This is a genomic window from Pseudomonas sp. LBUM1652 (assembly GCF_059716105.1).
This window is the reverse complement of record NZ_CP166804.1, coordinates 757,808-774,937: the sequence shown is the minus strand read 5'-3', so window position 1 is coordinate 774,937 and position 17,130 is coordinate 757,808. Positions and strand designations below refer to the sequence as shown.

General features: G+C 61.0%; 17 protein-coding genes. 6 read left to right on the top strand and 11 right to left on the bottom strand.

Annotated features, from left to right (window positions below):
* Positions 1 to 268: 268 nt before the first annotated feature.
* Positions 269 to 478 carry a Flp family type IVb pilin gene (locus ACA069_RS03380; protein WP_497616314.1) on the top strand — a complete coding sequence of 70 codons (210 nt, stop codon included), beginning with the start codon at positions 269 to 271 and terminating at the stop codon, positions 476 to 478.
* 71 nt (positions 479 to 549) lie between these two features.
* The gene (locus tag ACA069_RS03375) at positions 550 to 957 is read left to right on the top strand and encodes a response regulator (protein ID WP_401268794.1); all 408 of its coding nucleotides are present in this window, start codon (positions 550 to 552) and stop codon (positions 955 to 957) included.
* 38 nt (positions 958 to 995) lie between these two features.
* Here the strand turns inward: ACA069_RS03375 and ACA069_RS03370 are convergent, their stop codons facing one another.
* Positions 996 to 1,775: a response regulator gene (locus tag ACA069_RS03370; RefSeq protein WP_497616312.1), complete on the bottom strand. Its 780-nt coding sequence runs from the start codon at positions 1,773 to 1,775 to the stop codon at positions 996 to 998.
* A gap of 124 nt (positions 1,776 to 1,899) precedes the next feature.
* Entirely contained in the window at positions 1,900 to 2,370 is a 471-nt protein-coding gene (locus ACA069_RS03365; RefSeq protein ID WP_401268798.1) for a prepilin peptidase, read from the bottom strand.
* A 75-nt stretch (positions 2,371 to 2,445) separates the two neighbouring features.
* Between ACA069_RS03365 and ACA069_RS03360 the strand changes: the two genes are divergently transcribed.
* Both ACA069_RS03360 and ACA069_RS03355 read left to right on the top strand, forming a co-directional pair.
* Positions 2,446 to 2,886, top strand: coding sequence for a TadE/TadG family type IV pilus assembly protein (locus ACA069_RS03360; RefSeq protein ID WP_497616310.1), 441 nt, complete (start codon positions 2,446 to 2,448; stop codon positions 2,884 to 2,886).
* Complete coding sequence (locus ACA069_RS03355; RefSeq protein WP_497616309.1) at positions 2,883 to 5,618, top strand: PAS domain-containing sensor histidine kinase; 2,736 nt, start codon at positions 2,883 to 2,885, stop codon at positions 5,616 to 5,618. The genes ACA069_RS03360 and ACA069_RS03355 overlap by 4 nt, the downstream gene beginning before the upstream one ends.
* Here ACA069_RS03355 and ACA069_RS03350 read toward each other — a convergent pair.
* The 5 genes from ACA069_RS03350 to ACA069_RS03330 form a co-directional block, all read right to left on the bottom strand.
* Positions 5,615 to 7,603, bottom strand: coding sequence for a TadG family pilus assembly protein (locus ACA069_RS03350; RefSeq protein ID WP_497616307.1), 1,989 nt, complete (start codon positions 7,601 to 7,603; stop codon positions 5,615 to 5,617). The genes ACA069_RS03355 and ACA069_RS03350 overlap by 4 nt on opposite strands.
* A 116-nt stretch (positions 7,604 to 7,719) precedes the next feature.
* Positions 7,720 to 8,277: a DUF4136 domain-containing protein gene (locus ACA069_RS03345; RefSeq protein WP_401268807.1), complete on the bottom strand. Its 558-nt coding sequence runs from the start codon at positions 8,275 to 8,277 to the stop codon at positions 7,720 to 7,722.
* Between the two features lie 54 nt (positions 8,278 to 8,331).
* A complete protein-coding gene (locus ACA069_RS03340; protein ID WP_187678508.1) occupies positions 8,332 to 8,946 on the bottom strand; it encodes a DUF4136 domain-containing protein in 615 nt (204 codons plus the stop codon).
* A gap of 12 nt (positions 8,947 to 8,958) precedes the next feature.
* Positions 8,959 to 9,708 (bottom strand): methyltransferase, encoded by a 750-nt coding sequence (locus tag ACA069_RS03335; protein WP_401268809.1) that lies wholly within the window; start codon positions 9,706 to 9,708, stop codon positions 8,959 to 8,961.
* Positions 9,708 to 10,010 (bottom strand): MazG-like family protein, encoded by a 303-nt coding sequence (locus tag ACA069_RS03330; protein ID WP_187678510.1) that lies wholly within the window; start codon positions 10,008 to 10,010, stop codon positions 9,708 to 9,710. The genes ACA069_RS03335 and ACA069_RS03330 overlap by 1 nt, the downstream gene beginning before the upstream one ends.
* Before the next feature lie 134 nt (positions 10,011 to 10,144).
* Between ACA069_RS03330 and ACA069_RS03325 the strand changes: the two genes are divergently transcribed.
* Together ACA069_RS03325 and ACA069_RS03320 are read left to right on the top strand one after the other, a co-directional pair.
* Positions 10,145 to 10,438, top strand: a complete 294-nt coding sequence (locus tag ACA069_RS03325) for a hypothetical protein (RefSeq protein WP_126359744.1) — start codon at positions 10,145 to 10,147, stop codon at positions 10,436 to 10,438.
* A gap of 163 nt (positions 10,439 to 10,601) precedes the next feature.
* Positions 10,602 to 11,951: an MATE family efflux transporter gene (locus tag ACA069_RS03320; RefSeq protein WP_187678511.1), complete on the top strand. Its 1,350-nt coding sequence runs from the start codon at positions 10,602 to 10,604 to the stop codon at positions 11,949 to 11,951.
* On the opposite strand, the gene ACA069_RS03315 is transcribed toward ACA069_RS03320, so the two are convergent.
* The 4 genes from ACA069_RS03315 to speA form a co-directional block, all read right to left on the bottom strand.
* Complete coding sequence (locus ACA069_RS03315) at positions 11,945 to 12,820, bottom strand: alpha/beta hydrolase (protein ID WP_497616305.1); 876 nt, start codon at positions 12,818 to 12,820, stop codon at positions 11,945 to 11,947. The genes ACA069_RS03320 and ACA069_RS03315 overlap by 7 nt on opposite strands.
* An 11-nt stretch (positions 12,821 to 12,831) precedes the next feature.
* Complete coding sequence (locus ACA069_RS03310) at positions 12,832 to 13,626, bottom strand: DUF4123 domain-containing protein (RefSeq protein ID WP_497616303.1); 795 nt, start codon at positions 13,624 to 13,626, stop codon at positions 12,832 to 12,834.
* Positions 13,623 to 14,972 (bottom strand): type VI secretion system Vgr family protein, encoded by a 1,350-nt coding sequence (locus ACA069_RS03305; protein ID WP_497616302.1) that lies wholly within the window; start codon positions 14,970 to 14,972, stop codon positions 13,623 to 13,625. The genes ACA069_RS03310 and ACA069_RS03305 overlap by 4 nt, the downstream gene beginning before the upstream one ends.
* Before the next feature lie 233 nt (positions 14,973 to 15,205).
* Positions 15,206 to 17,119 carry an arginine decarboxylase gene (gene speA / locus ACA069_RS03300; RefSeq protein WP_093430253.1) on the bottom strand — a complete coding sequence of 638 codons (1,914 nt, stop codon included), beginning with the start codon at positions 17,117 to 17,119 and terminating at the stop codon, positions 15,206 to 15,208.
* Positions 17,120 to 17,130 lie beyond the last annotated feature (11 nt).

Below are 17,130 nucleotides of genomic sequence, written 5' to 3'. Positions count from 1 at the left end.
GCAATCAGGCAGCTATGAACAAGCAACTATTTCGCTATTTGACGGTAGCGCAGCCAGAACAAAACGCCATTACGAACAGCAAAAAATCCAACGAAAGTAGCGGCTTGAAGCGCCAAATGTCGTTTTCTGCCGTTAAACGGCCCACTACTACTTAGGTATTAATCTGTTCTTACAGTTGTAGGCTCGGGATTTGCCAACAATGCTGATGCTGGCACAGGGAGATCATGTTGCGAACGCGCAACACCTGGCGTGCTCAAGGAGAATTCTCATGTCGTATTCCCGCGTTGTACAAAAAATCAAATCCGAGATCGCATTCTTCAAAGGCCTGGCCAAAGACACCGAGGGCGCGTCCGCCATCGAGTACGCACTGGTCGTCGGTCTGGTCGCGCTGGTGATTGCCGCGTTCGGTAACGGTATTGGCACTCAGGTCACCGCAATCCTGAACGCCATCCAGACCGCGCTCACTCCAACCCCATGATCGGACCGATAACTTGTCAATGCGGCCATTGAGTTCTAACGTCAGCACTCAGTCCATTGCAGGTGTTGCCCATGAACTCCTCACATACTCCGCGCCAGCAGTTGCTCCTCGTCGACGATGAAGAGGACGCACTGCTGGAGCTTGCGGAGTTGCTGGAGGGCGAAGGGTTCATCTGTCATACGGCAACGTCGGTGAAACTCGCCCTGCATCACCTGACCCGCCATCCCGATATCGCCCTGGTGATTACCGATCTGCGCATGCCGGAAGAAAGCGGCATCTCGCTGATCAAGCGCCTGCGTGAACACACCTCGCGCCAGCATCTTCCGGTGATCGTCACTTCGGGGCATGCAGACATGGAAGACGTCAGCGATATGCTGCGCCTGCAGGTGCTGGACCTGTTCCGTAAACCGATCTATCACGTGCGCTTGCTGGAAACCCTGGACAACCTGTTTCCCAAGTCCAAGGCCAACATCGGTTGAGGGGTTTGACCCCGCTCAATGGGCGGGGTCATCAGCAATCAGTGCGCAGTCACCCGTTGACGCAGTCCTGAATTGCTCGGCGACAACGCAAGGGCTAACTGGGTGCGGTTATGCATGTGCGTCAGGCGCAAGACCTGCGAGACATACAGCTTGACGGTGTTCTCGGTGATCCCCAGTTCACAGGCAATCTGATAGTTGGTCTGGCCCTTGCCCACCAACCGGGCAACGTCCAGTTGACGCGGCGACAACTGATTGAAAATCGTCGGTATCTCCACCGCCCCTTCGGCATCACCCGCCCCCTCGTCTCTCACAGGCGCAGGGCCGCGGCGGACTTTGTCGAGGTCCTGATAAAGATCGTCGATCGACTCGGAGAGGAACTGCAGCTTCTGATTCAGGTTGCCCAGTTGCAGGGTTTTCTGCCGTTCCTGCAACGCCACTTCCTGGCGCTGCAAACCCTGGAGCAGTTCGTTCAGATCAATCGGTTTCTGGTAGTAGTCGGCAATCCCGGCGCGCAAAGCTTTGATCACGTCCTGCTTGTCGGCACGCCCGGTGAGCATGATCGCTTCAAAGGCCCGATGCTTGCCCGATAAACGTTGCAGTTCCTGCACCAGTTGAATGCCGTCCATGTCCGGCATATGCAGGTCACACAGCACCAGACCGATGGCGGTGTCTTCGATAAATTGCTCGATCGCCTGCTTGCTCGATATGCAAGGCACACAACGGTAGCCGCTGCTCTCAATGAATTCGCAGAGTTCTTCGACAATCAGCGGCTGATCATCGACCACCAGAACTTTTACCGCAGACGTAAGCTTGTTCACTTGCCACTCCATGCCCAGGCCAAAGGCTGACCGTTCCTGTACTTACAGCGCGAGGCTGTACAACGTTGATTTGAAAGTAGACGCACTTTCCGACTATGTACATAGCAGTAGTGACAGGTGGCGACTAGCGGATCCAAAGCAACGCCAGGATTGTCCCAACCAGCACGAACGGTGCAAATGGCAGCTTTTTTGACTTTTCAGGGGCCATATATCGAAGACGTTCTCTAAGCCCTTGACTCATATGCAGCCAGAGTTTTGGCACCAGCAATAACCAGATCGCACTGGTCAGCGCTGCGCCGATAAACGCGCCAAGCAGGTGTGCACCGTCCGTCGCCAGCGCCAAGGCTGTCATTAGTTTCACATCACCGGCGCCAAAATGTTTCAACACGTAACCAGGAAGGGATAGCGCCAGGGCCAGCAGGACAGCCCAGCCCGCCTGCGTGGCTTCAGCGCCGAGCCAGGTAGTGCCGGTGATCAGCAAATACCCCAACGCCAACCCGCCAACTCCCAGGGTCAGCCCGTTGCCGATATGCCGTTGGCGGGCATCCTGTGCCGCGCAAAGGGTCAGCCAAATCAGTAGGACAAAGCTGTGCATGCGGTAAAAAACGTCCGTTTTGGCCGATTGATTCTATGCTGACATTACGTAGTGATTGTCAGGGTAGACGCACTCATGAAAACCGCCCTCCCCCGCAAGCAAAAAGGTGCTGTGGCCATCGAGTTTGCCTTGGTGTTCGTCACCTTCTTTGCCGTGTTTTATGGTTTGGTCAGCTACAGCCTGCCGCTGTTGTTGATGCAGTCGTTCAATGAGTCGACGGCCGAAGCCGTGCGCCGCAGCGTGGCGCTTGACCCGGCCACGGCCAATTACTCTACCGCTGTCACCGCCACCGCCCGAGCCGAACTGGGCCGGCAATTGGCCTGGCTGCCCGGTGCACTGAACTTCAACACCGCCACGGACAGCAACATCACCTATGTCGGTGGCGTGCTAACGGTGACCATCAACTATCCCACCAGCAAATTGAATCAGGCGTTGCCGTTTCTGGTGCTGCCGGGCATCGGTACGGTGCCGCGCCTGCCTGCGACTTTGCGCGCCTCGTCGAGCCTGCAATTTTGAGTTCCGGTGACAAGCTGTTCGGCCGCCTGCTCAATCGCCCCACCGAAACGGTCCAGCCGATGGACAGTCCTTTGGTGCCGAGCGTCGGCCTGCAGCTCCATCTGGATAGTGAAGGCCGGGTCAATCATATGAGCGGGCCGTTGCGGCATGTGCTGGCGCAGCGGATATCCACCAGCCATCCCGCGCCTCTGCTGGAGTATGTGTTGCCCCACAGCAGCCTCGCACTAGAGGGACAGCCTGCGGACTGGCAAGGACAATTGCTCGACCTGGATTTTTTCAGCCTGAGCGGCCCGCCGCTGCACCTGCGCGGTTGGGTGCAGGCGCAGGGTGACGGCTGGATTTTGCAGTTGTTGGACATCGGTGATCTGCTCAGCGAACGACGTCAGGCGCACAGCCGCGAGCAATGCCAGTGGCTGGCCACGCAGATTCGCGATCAATTGCGCCTGGGCAGCCTCGCACGCCTGCCCGAGGTGCTGGGCGAACAGTTGCAGCGCTTGAGCCAGCATTTGCACATTCCCTGCCTGGCAGTGGCGTTGCTCGATGAGCAAGGTCAGGGCTGGCAGATTCATCAGCATTACGCGGCGCTGAACGCGCCGCAGGTGTGGCGTGATCAACAGCAACTGGGCACGGGCCTCGACAGCCTGAACGGCGCATTGCCGCAACGTTTACTGGCTGGCGAGCAGCCACGCCTGAGCGCGCTGCTCGGCCCGAATGAGGGTTTCGCCGTGCCTTACCGCGATGCCCAGGGCGTGGCCGCGTGGTTGCTGTGCGCCGGCTATAACGCGCAGCAGCAGGCACCCGATCTCGGCGATCACGACTGGCTGTTGCTGGCCGCTGCCGTGGCCGCGCCCCTGCTGGAGCGCCTGCGCGAGCATCGCCATCATCTGCAATTGGAACGTCTGGAAAGTCTGCAAGCGCTGCTCGGCAGTGGATGGTGGGAAATGAGCAGCGACAGCACAGCAGTGCAACTGGCCCCGACTCTGGCTGACAGCTTGGGTTTGACGACTGCGCGGTTGCCGATTCAGGACTGGTTCAACCAGGTGCACCCTGCCGACCGTGATGAGCTACGCAGTCGTCTGCGAGCTTTGCAGGATGAAGGCGCACCGCTGGAGTTGAACGCGCGCTGGCAACGCAGCGATCAATCGTTGCCGCTGTGGTTTCGCTTGCAAGGCCGGTCTTTGGGCATCGGCGCCGAGCGGCGGCTGGTGGGGTTCATGCTCGACATCAGCGACATCAAGAATCAGCAGCAACAGGCGGCCGCTGCCCATGCGCGACTGGACAATCTGATCGCCAGCTCACCCGCAGTGATCTACGTGCAACGCTACGTCGAAGGGGCGCTGCAACCGACGTTTTTCAGCGCCAGTCTGCAACCGTTGCTGGGCTGGAATCTGGCCGATTGTGACGGCGGCCGACTGGTGGAACACGTCCACCCCGAAGACCGCCCTCGCTATTTCGAACGCACGCGGCAGTTGCTGCGCGAAGGCTCGGTGAGCGCGCGTTATCGGGTGCTCGACCGCCAGGGCCACGCACACTGGTTGCTCGACGAAGCCAAATTGCTGCGCGACGATCTCGGCCTGCCGGTGGAAGCTGTCGGGCTGTGGCTGGACGTCACCGAAGCGACCCTCGCCGCCGAGCAGGTCAAGGCCAGTGAAGAGCGCTACCGGATGCTGGTGGAAGATTCGCCGGCGATGATTTGCCGCTATCGTCCGGACTTGACCCTGACCTTCGGCAACCGGCCCTTGGCGACTTATCTGGAGTGCGCGCCGGAGCAATTGCCCGGCGTGAACCTGGGCAGCTGGATGTCCGACGAACAACGCCAGGCGTTCGTCCAGCGCTTGGCGCAACTGACCCCGGAACTGCCGGTGAGCACCGCCGAAATCAATCTGCGCCTGCCCGGTCGCGAACATGCGTGGTGGGTCTGGTCAGATCGCGGGGTGTTCGATGAGCACGGGCAACTGATCGAGGTGCAGGCGGTGGGCCGTGACAACACCGAGGTGCGCCGCTCGCAACAACAGCTGACCCAAAGCGCGAAAATGGCCACCCTCGGCGAAATGGCCACCGGTCTTGCTCACGAGATCAATCAGCCGCTGAACGTGATGCGCATGGCCATCGTCAATGTGCTCAAGCGCTTGAGCAACGGCGATGTGCAGATCGACTACCTGACCGACAAGCTCAATCGTATCGATGCGCAAGTCCAACGGGCGGCGCGAGTGGTGGATCACATGCGCGTGTTCGGCCGCCGTTCGGAAATCGAACAGCATCCGTTCAACCCCCTCGATGCAATCGAAGGCACGTTGTCGCTGTTGTCTGAGGGGCTGCGCGGCAAAGGCGTCGAGTTGCGCATCAAAGAGGCAGGCTTTGCGGTTCAGGTGCGCGGTTACGTCGATCAGCTTGAGCAGGTGCTGATCAACCTGATGGTCAATGCCCGCGATGCCTTGCTCGGCAAGCGCGAGGCCGATCGCGACTTCCAGCCGTGGATCGCCCTGTACGCCGAGTGCGACGAGCATGTGGTGCGGCTATGGGTCGAAGACAACGGTGGCGGCATTGATCCGCGACTGCTGGAGCGGATTTTCGAGCCGTTCTTCACCACCAAACCGGTCGGTGTCGGCACCGGTCTGGGCTTGTCAGTGAGTTACGGCATCGTCGAAAACATGGGGGGACGCCTGAGCGTGCGCAATGGCGACGAGGGCGCGCGATTCTGTATCGAGTTACCGATTGCGCTGACCGACTAGATCACCAGGATCGGTTGCCCCGGTGGTCGACAACTGAGGTTGGCGCCTACATCGACCTTGTTCAGGGTGATGCCGAGGTTGGCGAGCAAACCGTCGAGAATCGGGTCGAGCACCGGGCTGAGCAGGTTACCGATGACCACGCCCAGCGTGCTGTTGACGCCGGCCAGCACGTCGGCGGTAGTAGTGAGCAAGCCACCCAGCAGGCTCGAACCGGTGGGTTTGTAAGCCTGCACCTGAACCCCGCTCAAGGTGCCTTTGAGGCTATTGACGACCCCTTGCGTGCCGAAGCTGTAGTTCTGCGGCGTTTGCTTGATTTCCGGTGGCTGGTTGTAGGTGTGGATGCTCTGCATACTGGCCACCGAGGTATCCACCATCACGCCGAGGCCACCGCCGTAGAACGGTTTGCGCGAGTTGGGATCGCAAGTTGGCTGGCCCAGGCCCAGCAGTGGAATGGTGCAGGTAATAACGCCGACATCAATCAACGCCAGCGGCTGCACGGTGACATCCGCCGAGGATGAAAACGCGTTGGTGGCGTCGATCTTGCCGACCTTGAGTTTGACCACCGAGGAGTTGGTCTGGGTGGTCAGGGTCTTGGTCGCATCGCTGGTGCAGCTGTAATCGGTGACATGGCTGTCGGCGGCGGCGGCCTCCAGCAAAATGTCGATGGTCGAGGTGGGCAGAATCTTCAGATCGGTGCGCTGGCAGGTGCCACCCAAGGCACAGAACACCGAGTTCAATGCCCCGGCAATGTTCAGGTGCAGCACATTGTTCAAGGTATCGGTCAGCCCGCCCACCAGCGGCGTACTGACAATGGCATTGGCAAGCCCGGCCACGCCAGACAGCACCGGCAGATTCAGAGAGATCAGCGTGCGCACCTGCGCGGTTTTCACGTAGATCCGGTTGGCACCCATGGGATCAGCCTTGGCCAGCAGCGGATTGCCCACGGCCGACAATTGCGGCGGCTGGATGACTTTGGTTTTGACCGAGCCATTGACCAGTCCCGGAATGCTCAACGGCACGCTCGCTACCAGCGCGTTTTGACTGTTAGCCACTTGCACGACGGCTTCGATCAACTGGAACACTTGCAGATTGGCATTGAGCGCCGCCGATGTGGCCCCGGTCTGCAATTGCAGCAATTGCCCGAGCGCCACCGAAGTGCTGCCAACCGCCCCCTTCAGTCCGAGCAGACCGTTGACCGCCACGCTGGTGGTGGTACCGCCCTTGGTCAGTACGGTGATGGCGGTGTCGATCAGTTGGGTGATCTGGATGTTCTTGCTCAGCAATTGGGTGTAATTGCCCGCGTCCACATTAACGTCGACCGCCAGTTGATTGAGGTAACTGAGCAGATTGATATGGGTCTCGACCAGCCCCTGCCAGCCAGCGACGCTGAGGTTGAGGCTGCCGCCGAGCATCTGCCCGATCAACGAATTCAGAGCAGCCGACTTACTGGCATCGATGGTCAGCGCCGTGGTGCCGATGGTCAATTGGGCTTGCGGCGGCAGAATAGCCGAGGCACCAACCGCCGTCGCCGAGAGCCGCGTGGTCGGGGACACGCTGCCCGGCGAAAACAAGGCGTAGAGCGCGGCGGCCACACTGGTGGGCACAACATGGGTGGCGACCACACTGATGGCTTCTTTTTTCGAGGCGTCGGCGGCGAAGGCTCGCAGGTTGTTTGCACCGGTTTGCACGGTGCCGCACGTTACGGTCAGGGTCCTGCCCTGCGCCACGGTAAAACTGTTGCGTGCCGCACTGGCCGTGGCGTAGCCGTTTGCGCTGGCGCCTGTCAGGCAATCGCCACCGCGCGAAATCGCCTCCAGCGCGGCCACATCGACCACCCGCTGCAAGCTGCGTTGCTCCATGTATAAACGACCGCTGTCGACCACCAGCACCATGCACACCAAGGCCAGGCCGAGGGTCAGCGCCGCCACCAAACCGATCGCCCCGCGCTGGCGGGCCGGGCCATTGAATTGCGAACGAGGTGACATCGCGCACTCCTTTGCCGGCGCACTGCCGAGCGCTACCTCCGTGGGTGGTTTTGAGTGTAGACGGGGCTGGTGGCAACGCGCCATTCCGTGCGCCACAAAACAACAAGGGGTGGATGCTAGCGCGGTGGGTAGTTGGTGAGGATACGCGCCACCGTCTCGCGAATGGCATTGCTGCGATCCGTCGGGTTCGGCGTGCTGCTGAGCATCTGCTCATCGCTGCCGCGCCACACCAGTTTGCCGTCCTTGCCATCGAGCAGGTCGATCTGGATTGTCGCCACCTTGTAGGTAATGTTGCGCGTCTCGTTGTACATCGGCGCGCCCCAGTAACCATTCCACGGGCCACCCCAACCGCCGCCGTAGTTGGTCGTCACTTGCTGCTGACGATCCTCGACGATCAGGTAGGTCTGCACGCTCAAGTCACCCTTGGCGCCGGCAGGCGCCGGGCGCAAACCACGCTGGTCCAGTTGATCGGTGACGGCCTGACGAATGCGTTGCTCGGTCAGGTCGCTTTTGATCCGTGGATCATCGGGACGGTATTGCAGGGCGGGGTCTTTCCAGCTCCAGTTGCGATAGCCGGCAAAGTCGCGGCTGGCGTCGAAGTCGTGATTGACCCGGTTGGCGGCACAGGCGCTGAGCAGCGCAACCATGGCTAATAAAGCAAGACGGCGGTACATGGTTTTTCTCCGGTTGAAGACATGAACCTGCTAGAGCTTCTCGATTAACCGAAGCTAGCTCGGAGGATACGCCGACATGGCCTTTTCCACAGCCTCGCGAATCGCGTCGGTGCGGTCGATCTGGCTGCCCTTGTTGGCGGTTTCGGCGCTGGCACTCCACACCGGTTGGCCGGTGCCGGCGTCGAACAGGTCGACTCGCACCACCACAACCTGTTCCTGATAGGTGCGCACGACCGGCACGCTGTTGTACATGCCATAACCGCGACCATAACGATCATAGCCACTGTATCCGCCGTAGCCGTATCCGTAATCGTCCTGGACCTGTCGCAAGCGGGTTTCCAGACGCAGATTGGCGGTGACGAACAGGTCCGCCGGGCGATTGTCGTGCAGCGGACGCAAGCCGCGCTGATCCAGCGCGTTGCTCACCGCTTCAGCCACTTGCGCCGAATCCGCCCAAGCGGTGCCTGGCGGCAGTTGGCCGTTGAGCCAGGCCCAACTGCGGTAGCGCCCGTAATCACGCGGCGGCGCCGGATACGCGCTGCGGTCAAAGGTGTTGGCGGCTTGCGCTGGCGCCGGCGGCAAGGGCCGCGATTGCGCCACGTAGGGGTTGCTGCCCTGGCAGGCGGCCAACCCCAGACAGATCAGCAGTAACCCCGATTGTGCTTTCATTTTGCGCTCCGATCAGATCGGCCGGCAGATCCAGTGCAGGTAGCGCCCAAGCCCGGCGAAGCTTGGGTGACGACGGTGGGCAAGTTCCATCTCGAGCAAATCCACGAGTTCGGCGCGGGCCTGGAACTCCACCGGCATGTAGTCGTGGAAAACCCGCACCCCGCTTTGGCTTTCGACCTGCCACAAGCCTTCGAGTTGCGTTGCCAATTCTCGTGGGTCAAGCGGCATCTGCGGGGTCAGGCTCTGCTTTTCGCCGGCCATGACATTCTTGCGCATTTTCTTGAAATGGCCCTTGAGCAGATTGCGGTAGATCAGCGCGTCGCGGTTGTAGAACGCCAGCGACAGCCAGCCACCGGGCTTGGTCAACTGATGCAGCACCGGCAGGATTGCGTGGGGTTCACCCAGCCATTCCAGCACGGCGTGGCAGATCACCAGATCGTAGGGTTCGGTGAGTTGCCCGAGCAGTTCCTGCCACGGCGCCTGAATAAACGTCGCCGTCTGCCCCGCTTCGGCGAACCGCTGGCGGGCGCCTTCGAGCATCGGCTCGGCCGGCTCGGTAAAGGTCACGTCGTGCCCGCGCTCGGCCAGCCACAGCGACATGTGGCCCAGACCGCCACCGATGTCGAGTACCCGCAACGGACGATCCGGCAGTGCTTCGGCAAGGTCAGCCTGCAACACCGCGAGGCGAATCGCGCCCTTGGCACCGCCGTAGATTTTCTCGGCGAAACGGGTCGCCAACTGATCGAAATGCCGGTCGCTCATCAGCCGAACCGCCGTTCGCTGTCGGCGAGCTTGCTGCGCACCACTTCATTCATGTCCAGCCCCAACTCGCTGCACAGCAGCAACAGATACAGGACGATATCGCCGACTTCCTGCCCGGCGTGGGCGAGTTTGTCCGCCGGCAACTGGCGCGACTGGTCTTCCGTCAGCCACTGGAAAATCTCCACCAGTTCAGACATCTCGACGCTGGCGGCCATGGCGAGGTTTTTCGGGCTGTGAAATTGCCGCCAGTCATTGCGGTCGCGAATGGCGTGCAGGCGTTCGGTCAGTTCAACAAGGTTCATCGGGCTCTCCTGAAGTCGTATAGCTTCGGGGGGTTGCCGGTTGAAGGCAAGGGCCAAAGAAAGCTCTATGCTTGCAGGGAACTCGGCCACCTGCGTTGTGGCCCAAGGCTCAGCTCTTTCATCAGGATGCACACATGCAGGTAGAAAGCTTTTTCGAATGGCTCGGCCAGGCACTCGGTTCGGTCATCCGCTTTATCGTCGATGGCCTCAGTGGCTTGTTCAACATGCTGAGCAATGCCGGCGGCAACTTTGTCGATGGGTTGGCCAAGACGCTGGGGATGGACACTTCGATCATCAGCATCATCGCGCTGATCGTCGGGTTGATGCTGCTGTGGTCGGCGATTCGCGCGTTCATGAATGCGTCGATCATTGCCGGGATTATCTGGTTGCTGCTGGGGTTGTGGCTTTTGAGCTGGATTATTCACTGACACGGCCATTCTAACTGTGGGAGCGAGCCTGCTCGCGAAAGCGGTGTGTCATTCAACAATGATTTGACTGACCGGACGTCTTCGCGAGCAGGCTCGCTCCCACAATGAATCACGTTGCAGCCTGAATGAATCGCTACAATCCCCGCTCCCCCAAGGAGCCCGCATGTCCAACCTGATTGCCGACTGGCGCGACCGCCCGACTCACCGCAAGGTCTGGGTGCTTGCCGCGCCGATGATCCTCTCCAATATTTCCGTGCCGCTGGTAGCGCTGGTCGACAGCACCGTCATCGGCCACTTGCCCCACGCTCATCAATTGGGCGCCGTGGCGGTTGGCGCCAGTCTGTACACCTTTCTCGCCTGGGCCATGGGTTTTCTGCGCATGGGCACCACCGGTTTCGCCGCGCAAGCGGCCGGACGCAGCGATGGCGCGGCGTTGCGGCAGATTCTCTTGCAAGGGCTGCTGCTGGCGATGGGGCTGGCGCTGGTTCTCGGCACCTTGGGCGTGCCGCTAAGCGGCGTTGCGCTGCACTTTATGCAGCCGTCGGCGGAACTCGATCAGCTCACTCGCGACTTCTTCCATACCCGACTTTTCGGCCTGCCTGCCGCACTGGCCAGTTATGCGCTGGTCGGCTGGTTCCTCGGCACCCAGAACGCCCGGGCGCCGCTGGCGATTCTGCTGACCACCAACCTGATCAACATTGCGCTGAATCTGTGGTTCGTCATCGGTCTGGACTGGGGCGTGGTCGGCTCGGCCCGGGCCTCGGTGATTGCCGAATGGAGCGGCGCCCTGCTCGGTCTGCTGCTGACCCGCAAAGCGTTGCGCGCCTATCCCGGGCACATCGCCTGGGCTGCGCTAAAAGTGTGGCAGAGCTGGCGCCCGCTGCTGGCGGTCAACCGCGACATTTTCATCCGCAGTCTGGCCCTGCAATCGGTGTTTTTCCTGATCACCGTGCAAGGCGCGCGACTCGGTGATGCGACGGTCGCCGCCAACGCGCTGTTGCTCAACGGCTTGCTGCTGACGGCCCACGCGCTGGACGGTCTGGCTCACGCGGTCGAAGCCCTGTGCGGACATGCCATCGGCGCCCGCGATCGCCTGGCCTTGCGCCGCTCGCTGGTGGTGTCCGGTGGCTGGTCGCTGATCGCCAGCCTTGGCTTTGCCCTGCTGTTTTTACTGGCCGGGCATTTGTTCATCGAGATGCAGACCAACATCCAGAGCGTGCGCGACACCGCGTTCGTCTACCTGCCTTACCTCGCCGTGCTGCCATTGATTGCGGTCTGGAGCTACCTGCTCGACGGCCTGTTCATCGGCGCCACCCGCGCCCGGGAAATGCGCAATGGCATGCTGCTGACGGTGGTTCTGCTGGTGCCATTCGCCTGGGCATTGCAAGGTCTGGGCAATCATGGCCTGTGGATTACGTTCCTGCTGTTCATGGTGCTGCGCAGCCTGACGCTCGGCGCACAGGCCCTGTGGCTCAAGCGTAATGACGGCTGGTTTAACGGCGCTGCTCACTGAGCCGGCGTGTGTTCGATAAAGCCGACCACTTGATCGAGCACCGGCGCCAGCCGCCGCAGTGGCCGTGACAATGTCGCCACCAGCGTGATGTGATTGGGTCTCGAGTAATACAAGTCCTGCACCGGCACACCCGCCTCGCGCAGTTTATGGGCGAGACCGCCGGTGTTTCGCGTCGGGTTGACCAGATCATCCTTGCTCGCAGCAATCAGCAGCGCTGGCGGCGCGCCGCGATTGACATGGTTGATCGGCTGCGATTGCGGCGGTGAGTCCGGCCAGAAAAACACCGGGCGCACATCAGGATTCACGATTGGCAGAAAATCGTACGGCCCGGCCAGACCGATCCAGCCACTGATGTCCTTGGGCGACATCCCCACCGCTGCGAGCAAGTCGCCATCCAGCGCCAGCATCGCCGCGTTGTAGCCACCGGAGCTGTGCCCCATCAGATACAAGCGCTGCGGATTACCGGAAAACTCGCGAATGTGCGCACGGGTCCACGCCACCGCCCGCGCGTTGTCTTCAAGAAACAGTGGATAACGCACCTGCGGATACAACCGATAATCCGCCACGACCGCGACAATCCCCCGGGACGCCAGCGCCTCGCCAACAAAAGCGTAATCCTCGCGCGCGCCGCTGTTCCAGCTGCCACCGTAGAAAAACACCACGACCGGCGCATCGGCCAATGCATCACGCGGCACGTAGACATCGAGTTTCTGCCGGGGATCGTCACCGTAGGCAATGCCCGTGGTTTTTTCGAACGTGCTGTCCGGGGTCAGCGCATTGAGCAGTTTTACCGGCGAACACGCGCTGAGCAGCAACAGCACTAAAGCGCCGATCACTGCGCCGAACCCTTGCCGGAAAAAACCTGCCATACGCGTGAACCTCACGATTGATCGCCACCCCATTGGCGACGCACATGGTCGAGCCGCTCCTGCTGGGTCAGCCCCACCGGCGGCGGCACCAGCACGGCACGCGGATGCAGCAAGCGTAGCCACAACCAGCCATCGAGCACACTGCGGTCGCTGAAGCCCAGCGCCAGACCCTGTTGAACATGGGAGGCCATCGTTGCGTAATCGGTTCCGAATGATTGGCACCAGCGCCAGATGTGCTGCTCCAACAGGCAAGTTTGCAGGCGTTCGCGCTGCCGTCGCGTAAGGCTTTCTTCGATGTTCAATGGTTCTACGGCAAGCCCGGGGTTACGCAACTGCTGCCAGCCCTGACTGCCAATCGCACGATCGGCCCAGGTGCCACCGAACCAGCGCAATTGGCGGATCGGGCCAAGCCAGCGACTCAATTCGCCAGCGTCACAGGCGTCGAAGAAATAGCTGGCGGTCTGGCGATTGTAATAACTGAGCAAGGCCCGATGGTTCAATCCGAACGAGACCGTGAGCATGCGTTGCAAGTGGCTCAGCAGTTCAGGCGCCGGCGCCTCGCTGCCCAGCATCAAGCCGCGCCAGGTATCCGGATCGCGTTGACACAACGACCCCAGCGCCTGGCTATCACGCAGGTCGATCAGCACCGGGCCGTGCTCGCTGACCGGCTCGAACTCGGTACCGTCAAACAGCCAGAAGCGCCGCACGTCGGCGAAAGCCTGTCGCAGTAACGTCAAGGCCCGCGCTGCATCCGGGCCGTCGAGCAACAGCCATTGCGCCATCGGCTCCAGCGCCGCACCGCTCATGTTGCGCCGCTCTGTTCAAGCGCGGTGAGTAACCGACAACTGCAGACGACCTCTGTGCAGTGGCTGAAACTGCCGCCTCCGGGCATCAGGCATAGCAACAAAAGCGGCTCGCCGGACGTCAGCAATTGCTGCAAGCCTTCACTGACCAATTTCTCCGGCAATGGTGGTGGCGGGTCATCGGTGATGTTCGGGGCGGCAACCGGTGGTTGCAGAACCCCGCTGATCATCGGCTGATCCGGATCGCCTTCAAAGAAGCTCACCACTACCTCGACGCCATCGCCCAGCGCCGCCAGCGGCGCATCAGCCAAGGCTGGCGCGAGCGGCAGCCAACAGTGACTCGGCGCCGCACCTTCACCCTGATAGAGCCAGTCGAACTGCACCGCCACCGGGCGAAAATGATCGGGCTGCGGTTCGTCGACCGCCACCACCCAGGCCCGTTGCAGACTGTGCATACGCAGTCTCGACGGCTCGGCGGCCGACGCACACGCTGGCACCTGCTGCGCACCGAACAACCGGTTGGCATAAGGCAGATCAAGGGCCGGATCGGCGCTGTGTTCCACCTTGGTCAGCAACCAATGGCGATTGCATTCGGCGAAGGGATGCCCGACCAGACGCAGCCATTGGCCGCTACGCAACGCCGCCAGGTCACTGCGTCCTTCGGCCTGTGGTGCCAGCCAGGTGCCTTCGGCCTGACACGTTTCCTGCAATTGCCAATGGTGTACCGCGGGCCCGGCAAAAGGATCGCCGGGCTCGCCCTGATACAACGCGGCGTCAGCCAACGGCAACTGCGCCGGATCATCGCCGAATACCAGGCAATGGCCGCCGCGCTGGTGCTCGAAGAAATAGTGAATCCGCGCCTGCGCGCACAAGCGTTGCAGCAGTTGCAGATCCGATTCACGGTATTGCGTGCAGAACGTGCGCGCCGGGTAGTCGCCACGCAACTCGAAGCGGCGCTGCGCGCCGACGATGCCGTGCTCCCTGAGCACTTGCTCAATGATCTGTGGCACCGAACGGCCACTGAAAATCCGTTGACTGATCCGCAGATCGAGGCAGCCAAGTTTCGGCCCCAGGCGGATCCGGCTCAGTCTGGAACCGTGCCCCTGCTCATGCTGGACAAGGCTCTGCAATTGCCCGTGCACGCCCTCCCCCGACGGGCCGAAACACAGGAAAGCCGAACGGTAAAGCAGGCCGGCAAGGTCCAGTTGCGGATCGTCGATCAACACATCGATCTCGAACGCAAAGGGTTCGTTGAGGGCTTCGCTACCGGTAAAGGCCAGGACTTCGAAAGGGTCAGACAGGCCCGCTACATCGAGACGAAACGACGACTCGTTGACTGGATCGAACATAGGCGGATCTCTACAGGAGGGGCGGTCGGGGATTCTCGCCGAGAGCCATGGCCGAGTAGAGAGCTGAAGTACAACTTAGGAAATGACCTACGCGAAAAGCAGACCGGATGACTTTGCTGGCCAGGATAGCCAAGCATTTCGCGAAGATTTTGGGATGTATCCCACCGGGTCATCCGAATTTTCCACAGCCTGCGGGAAAATTTCAGACAACCCGGCGAGATCGCTACCTAGCCTCAGGAAGACAGGTAGGAGGAGCGGGTCAAGCCCAGACGCAAGGCATCAAGAAATTGCGTGCGCTCGCTGGCACTGATACGGGCACTGGCGCATTTGTCGCGGTAGTGAGTCATCAGTTCTTCCGGCGACAAGTGCACGTAACGCAGCATGTCTTCGATGGTGTCGTGGGTTTCGATGCCGGCGTGGTACACGCTGCCATCGGCGTTCTGATAGATGTTCACCGAGTCGGTGTCACCGAACAGGTTGTGCATGTCGCCGAGGATTTCCTGATAGGCGCCGACCAGGAACACGCCCAGCAGGTAGTCTTCACCTTCGTTCAAACCGTGCACCGGCAGACTGGTCTCGATGCTCTGCTCATCGACGTACTGGTTGATCTTGCCATCGGAGTCGCAGGTCAGATCCTGCAGCACCGCGCGACGCAGCGGCTCTTCGTCGAGACGGTGCAGCGGGATGATCGGCAGCACCTGATCGATTGCCCAGGTGTCCGGCAGGCTCTGGAACACAGAGAAGTTGCAGATGTACTTGTCGGCCAGTTTGTCGTTGAGTTCGTCGAGCACTTGGCGGTGCGAACGCTGACGTGCTTTGAGCGAGTTGTGCAGGCGACGGCACACCGCGAAGTAGCACTGCTCGGCCAGGGCTTTTTCAGCCAGGGTCAGCTTGCCGTCGGCGTACTGTGCAGCCACGTCGCTCATGTAGTGGGTGGCGCGCCAGTAGGTCTCGGTGACCATTTCAATATCGGTCGGGCCGAGCAGGTCAACCAGCCATTGCACGGTTTCCGGCAGGTTTTCCTTGTTTTCGATCAGCGGGATTTCGTCGTTGTGTTTCTCGACGTCGGTCACCTGCACCACCAGCATGGCGTGGTGCGCGGTCAGCGAACGGCCGCTTTCGGAGAAAATGTGCGGATGCGGCAGGCTCTGCGCATCGCAGAATTCCTTGAGCATGCCGACCACGACACCGGCGTAATCGTCCATGTCGTAGTTGATCGAACTGGCGTTGCGCGAGTGGGTGCCGTCGTAGTCAACGCCCAGACCGCCACCGACGTCGATGTGATCGACCGGCAGACCGAGATTGCGCAGCTCGCCGTAGTAACGGATCGCTTCTTTGAAGCCGTGCTGATAGTCAGCCAGGTTGGCAATCTGCGAACCCATGTGGAAGTGCAGCAGGCGAATGCCCTGATCCAGGCCGGCCGCGCGGAAGCGCTCGACCACCGACAGCAACTGCGCCGCCGACAGACCGAATTTGGATTTCTCGCCACCGGTGTCCGCCCACTTCGACGACGCCAGCGACGACAGACGCACGCGCAGGCCGACCTGTGGCTTGACCTTCAGCGAGGCGGCCTCTTCAATCACCAGACCGACTTCGGATTCTTTCTCGATCACGATGAACACGTTGTGGCCGAGCTTCTGGCCCATCAGCGCCAGACGGATGAACTCGCGGTCCTTGTAGCCGTTGCAGACGATGGTGCCGCCCTTCGGCGCCAGTGCCAGCACCGCCAGCAGCTCAGGCTTGGAGCCGGCTTCCAGACCGATGGAGACGTCCTGGGTGGCGATGATGTTCTCGATCACCGCTTCTTGCTGGTTAACCTTGATCGGGTAAAGCGCGGTGTACTTGCTCTGGTATTCCAGGCGCTCGATGTTCGAATCGAAGGCGCCGGTCAGCTGACGTACGCGGTCTTGCAGGATATCGGGGAAACGAACCAGCAACGGCAAGGACAAACCGCTTTTGCGCAGTTGGTCGACTTGCTCGAACAGGTCGATAGGCGAGCTGCTCGGGCCGTTCGGACGAACTTCGACGCGACCGGCGTCATTGATCGCGAAATACCCGGCCCCCCAATGGCGAATCCCGTAAACACTGCGGCTGTCCGCAACTGTCCATTGGCTGCCATCGTCTTTGCGTGTGCGTCGTACGGACATCGAAGTCCCCT